Annotated in this window: 5 protein-coding genes; all 5 read right to left on the reverse strand. The window is 60.3% G+C overall.

Features of this window, described 5'->3' with window-relative positions; translation table 11 throughout:
• Positions 1–1,019, reverse strand: a 1,019-nt coding sequence (locus H0V34_14695) for a PAS domain-containing protein (protein ID MBA2492871.1), incomplete at its 3' end; no start/stop codon positions are given.
• Between the two features lie 409 nt (positions 1,020–1,428).
• A complete protein-coding gene (gene narL / locus H0V34_14700) occupies positions 1,429–2,079 on the reverse strand; it encodes a two-component system response regulator NarL (protein ID MBA2492872.1) in 651 nt (216 codons plus the stop codon).
• Positions 2,076–3,584, reverse strand: coding sequence for a hypothetical protein (locus H0V34_14705; protein ID MBA2492873.1), 1,509 nt, complete (start codon positions 3,582–3,584; stop codon positions 2,076–2,078). The genes narL and H0V34_14705 overlap by 4 nt, the downstream gene beginning before the upstream one ends.
• 191 nt (positions 3,585–3,775) lie before the next feature.
• Positions 3,776–4,738, reverse strand: coding sequence for an electron transfer flavoprotein subunit alpha/FixB family protein (locus H0V34_14710; protein MBA2492874.1), 963 nt, complete (start codon positions 4,736–4,738; stop codon positions 3,776–3,778).
• A 2-nt stretch (positions 4,739–4,740) separates the two neighbouring features.
• A partial coding sequence (locus H0V34_14715; protein ID MBA2492875.1) for an electron transfer flavoprotein subunit beta occupies positions 4,741–4,909 on the reverse strand: 169 nt, incomplete at its 5' end.

The raw sequence follows: 4,909 nt of genomic DNA on the forward strand, positions 1-4,909 counted from the left end.
CCGAAGCGCTTTTGCGTCATGCGCGACAACGTGCTGTGAGAATCCAGGATTTCCAGCAGACGGCGGCTGGTCTCAGCGGCGACGCGATTCGCGAGCGCGTCTCCGTATTTCGATTGCAGATCCGCGAACCGATCCAGCTCCAGCAATACCAGGATAAATGAACAATCGTGAGTACCCGCGCACTTGCTGACCGCGCATTGCAGGCGATCCACGAAGAGCGCCACGTTCGGCAGCCCGGTCCTGGAATCGTACAGGGACCGGCGCGTAAGTCGTCGCTCAGCAAGTTTGCTCTTGCTGATGTCCACGATATAGCCCTCGATCCCGAGCAGGTCTCCGTTGGTGGAAAAGATCCCTTTGCCCTGTTCCCTCACCCACTTTTCCTTATTCCCCCGGGTGATAAGCCGATACTCAACATCGAACGGCCGGTTGTCTCCCAGCGCGCTCTGCACTTCATTCCAGATTCGCTGGCGATCATAAGTGTGAATGAGGCGCGCATAGGGCAGCGTTTTGTTGTTGACGATGTCTTCCGGCGAATAGCCAGTCAGCGCCACACTGCCAGTGCTCGCGTAATCCATTGTCCAGTCGTGATCATTGCGACAGCGATAAACCATGACCGGCAGGTTACCGATCAGGCTCTCCAGGGACCGCTGGTTGGCACCCCGCAGCTGCTCGCTTTTGACGCGTCCGGTGATGTCGCTCGCGGCGCCGGCCATCTCGACGACAACACTCGGGTCGTGGTGGGCGAAAGTCGGATGGGCGCGTATTTCAATCCAGCGTGAACCGCCATCCCTGTGCAGGCATCGAAGGTCCATGATTGCCTCTTCCTCGGCCGGCAGCGTAGCAAGCAGTGCGATATACGCCTGGCAGCGAGCGCGATCTTCAGGATGTGCGTAATCAGACAGTGGGACGCCGATGCTCTCACGCGCACCGAAGCCCGTGAGCCTGTGCCAGTTCGGGCTCAGAAAGGTCAGGACGCCCCAGGGATCGGTGCGGAGCAAGACGCGCCACTGACTGCGCACCAGGTCGCGGTAATCTGACTGAGAGCAGTTACCCGCAGTCGTTGCCAAGCCTGCCCGGAGGCCACCTCGAAATTTGCCCAGCACGCTTCCCCCAACCGCCCATCACACAGCTACAAGTTCATATCCTGGGTCCACAACCTACGGGTGCATGACCTGGAAGGGCGCGCTTGCGGCAGCGCGCACGCAGGGCCCACGCCCGCGACACCTGCTCAACAGAAACGACGTGCTTTACAGAGGCAACGGGGACGCAATGCCACGCACGTCACTGAAGATCGAGCACCTATCGTGCGCCGATTCCGTGGATTGCCAATGCCGCACAAGAGGTAAACCTTTGGGGATAGTCTCGCCGTCTTCCTGTCGTCGGCCTGCGCCGAGTGATGCGCGCGCGGGAAGCCGGCAGCGCGCAAAGCTATCTTTTTTCCCGGCCCAACACCCACACGGCGGCTTCCAGCCGCGAGCGCAGGTTCAGTTTGCGCAGCAAGTTCTTGACGTGCACCTTCACGGTGCCATCGCCGATGTGCAGTCTGCGCGCAATTAACTTGTTGCTCATGCCTGCCGCAAGCAGTTCCAGGATCTCATGTTCCCGCTCCGTGAGGTTTGCGTCAGCCACTGGACGCGCGCGGTTATCCTCGCACAGTGCGTGCGCGAGCATGCCGGCCACGGATTGATCGAGCACCACCTGTCCCCTGACGGCACTACGCAGTTTGGCTAGCAATACTTCGGGTTCCATGTCCTTGAGCAGGTAACCATCAGCCCCACTGCGCAAGGCTGCGATCAAATCCTCGCTCGCGTTTGATACCGTCAGGATAATAACAAGTGAGTTCAGGTCGGCTTCTTTGAGCGCGGAGAGTGTCTGGACGCCGTTCATGTCGCGCATGTTGAGATCAAGCAGGATCAGGTCAGGTCGTGTGGCGAACGCCAGATCGATGCCTTCCTGCCCCGAAGCGGCCTCGCCGACGATCGCGAATTCAGGCGCCATGGCCAGAAGCTGCGCCACACCTTTTCGAAACAAGGGGTGATCGTCAATGATGAGCACAGACTGTGTCTCAACATCGTTCATGGCCGCATCTGATCCGCGAGTGGATGCGGTTGCGCTGAGCCCGGGGTTGCGCCAAGTGGTGGGAGGCTCACGCAAATCCGCGTACCGCCGTCCGGACTGCGCAGCACGCGCATGTCGCCCCCCAGACCGTGGGCGCGCTGCTGCACGATCACCAGTCCGTAATGCTGGTCAGGGCTATGCGGTTGATCCATGCCTACGCCATCGTCGTCGACCGTGACACGCACGACGCCAGACCCGTCCGTGCACAGCGAAACATCGGCGCGTCTGGCCTGCGCGTGACGAACGACGTTACACACGCACTCACGCACGATCTGCAATATGTGCATCTCTTCATCTACCGACAGCAGACCGTCGGGCACGCGATTGTCCAGCGTGAACGCAACACTGCTCAGATTTTCAAACTCCTCCACCGAATCCTTAAGCGCCTGACCGAGTGTCCGGCCATTCATGGTCAGGCGGAAGGTTGTAATGAGCTCCCGCAGCTGACGATAGGCCAGATTCAGACTGGTGCGTAACTCCTGCAAGACTGCGTCGGCGTCCGCATGATTCAAGGTCGGAATCTCCCGGCTGGACTGCAGCAGGCTCTGCAATCTGCTGGTCTGGATCTTGAGGTAAGTCAATGACTGGGCCAACGAGTCATGCAGCTCGCGCGCGATGACGGCGCGCTCCTCGCATAGCGCCACGCGCCGGTTAAGCCGGGCGCGCTGCGCGCTGCAGATGATCGCCGCAAGATGCTTGCCCACCCCGGCGAGAAGCGCCGTCTCCGCGCTAGTCAAAAGCAGCGTGGATTGCCTCTTGACCAGCAGCAGCCCTTTCTTTACCCCGTCACTCGCAGTCAGCAGGACAGCAATGATCTGCGTGCCAGGGTGCGGCGGATCGGCCAGGGTCAGGATCGCCTCCAGATCGTTCAAACCCGACGTGGGCACTCGCTCCCGCACCAGGTCCACGAAGCCGTCGCGCTCCGCGGGATCGGTGCACGCCAGCGGTAAGCCATGAGTGTCAAAGTCGTTGAAGATAAATATCGCGCTGCAATTGGCGCCAATCAGGCGCTCGATTTCACGCAGCAGAAGCTGGAACGATTCCGGTGATTGCGGATTGTCTACAAATCCGGCCAGGACAGTCTGTAGTAACGCCAGAGTCTGGTCAGTCTGCGCTGAAAGCTCCCCGCGCGAAGCTTCGGGACGCGCCGCCTGCGCGTGTCGCTCTTCGTCTTCGCCTCGCAGCGGCGCGGCGTCTTGTGTCCTGCCTGTTCTGCGCAGCATGATCGCCGTCACCAGCAACGCCAGCAGTGCGGCATAGTGGATAGCGTTCGGGACATGACTGGTTACTGCGGCAGGTCGAGCGCTACTGTAAAGCCACGCGTCGAGAACGCTGCTCCCGATTGCGATCATGGCTAAAATTATCAGCGTCGTGAACAGATAGGCGCGGCGATTCGACTTGATCTGATGGTAGAAGGCCAGCACCGCCGCGCCGTGGTGCAATCGCACATAGCCACTTGCCAGCATAGGCTTAGCCTTGAGGTTTTTGCCTTCGGTCAGACTAGCATAGACCTCGTGAGATTGAACATCGGCTAGTTAGAGCGGCCCCAAGGCCGCGGATGATTCCGCTCAAAGCGCCCGGTATCTGGGCGATATGACATCAGCCTTCGGCAAACCTTGACGATTCCCAATCGACACACTGCGGCGCACGACGCCGTTTATTGAAAGTGGTTTTTCAGTTCGTCGGCGATATCGAAGATATTCGCCACCACGCCGTAGCGCGCGATGTTGAATATCGATGCCTCCCGATCGGTGTTGACGGCGATGATGTTCGACACGTGTTTCATGCCCGCCATGTGCTGCACGGAACCCGAAATCCCCATCGCGATATAGACCTTGCAGCTGCCTACCGTCTTGCCGGACTGCCCGACCTGACGCGACTTGGGCAGCCAGCCGTTGTCCGCGATCGGGCGCGAACATCCCAGGGTGAAGCCGACGAGGTCCGCCAGTTCCTGAAACTGCTCGACGTTTTCTTCGTCGCCGATGCCGCGGCCGATGGATAGCATGTATTCGGCCTGCGCGATGTCCACGTCGCCGGCGGAGTCGGGTTCGATATAGCGGATGTGCTCCGTGCGCGCCCTGGTTTCCGGCGCTTCGAAACTGCTGACCTGCGGATCGCCCTGGCCCTCCGCAGGCTCAAACGTGTTCCCGCGCACCGTCAGCAGCACGGTCTCTTTGCCTGGAAAATCGACCTCCACATGGATTTTCTCGGCGTAGCCGGCCCGGGTTGCGATCAGTTCGTCGCCTTCATACTTGAAGTCGAACACGTCGGTCGCACAACCGCACATTTCGCGCGCGGCTACCGCAGGCACGTAGCCCCAGGCATCGACACTGTGCGGCACTAAAACCACGCTCGATTTGCGTTCGCGCATCAGCGCCTGAAGCGTCGCCGCATAGATGTCCGCCTGAAAGTGGTCCGTTGGGATGACTGCCTTGATTACCTCGTCCACGCCGTCGATCTTGAGCTGGGCTACATACTGGTCCAGGTCTTTGGCCATCACCAAAACCGCGATCGGCTGCTCTTTTGCCTGCTTAAGCCGCCTGGCCGCCGTAATTGTCTCCAGGCTCGCCGGGTTCAGCTCGCCCCGGCGGTGTTCCGCGACAACGATTATTCCGCCCATAGTCAAGCGCCTCTCAGTTCGTTGATGATCTCGGCAAGTCGCGCGGACTGTTCGGCCGGCGTACCCTCGATGAACTCCGCCTGCCCTTTTTCCGGAATCCGCATGCGCCGTATATGAAACAGCGACCCTGCCTCGCCGACCTGATCGTCGCTCAGACCGAGGTCGGTGTGC

Source organism: Gammaproteobacteria bacterium (assembly GCA_013696315.1).
Lineage (GTDB): Bacteria > Pseudomonadota > Gammaproteobacteria > JACCYU01 > JACCYU01 > JACCYU01.

Excerpts from the sequence above, each read along its gene's own strand:
- H0V34_14710 (MBA2492874.1), bottom strand. The coding sequence starts at position 4,738 with ATGGGCGGAATAATCGTTGTCGCGGAACACCGCCGGGGCGAGCTGAAC.
- narL (MBA2492872.1), bottom strand. The coding sequence starts at position 2,079 with ATGAACGATGTTGAGACACAGTCTGTGCTCATCATTGACGATCACCCC.
- H0V34_14705 (MBA2492873.1), bottom strand. The coding sequence starts at position 3,584 with ATGCTGGCAAGTGGCTATGTGCGATTGCACCACGGCGCGGCGGTGCTG.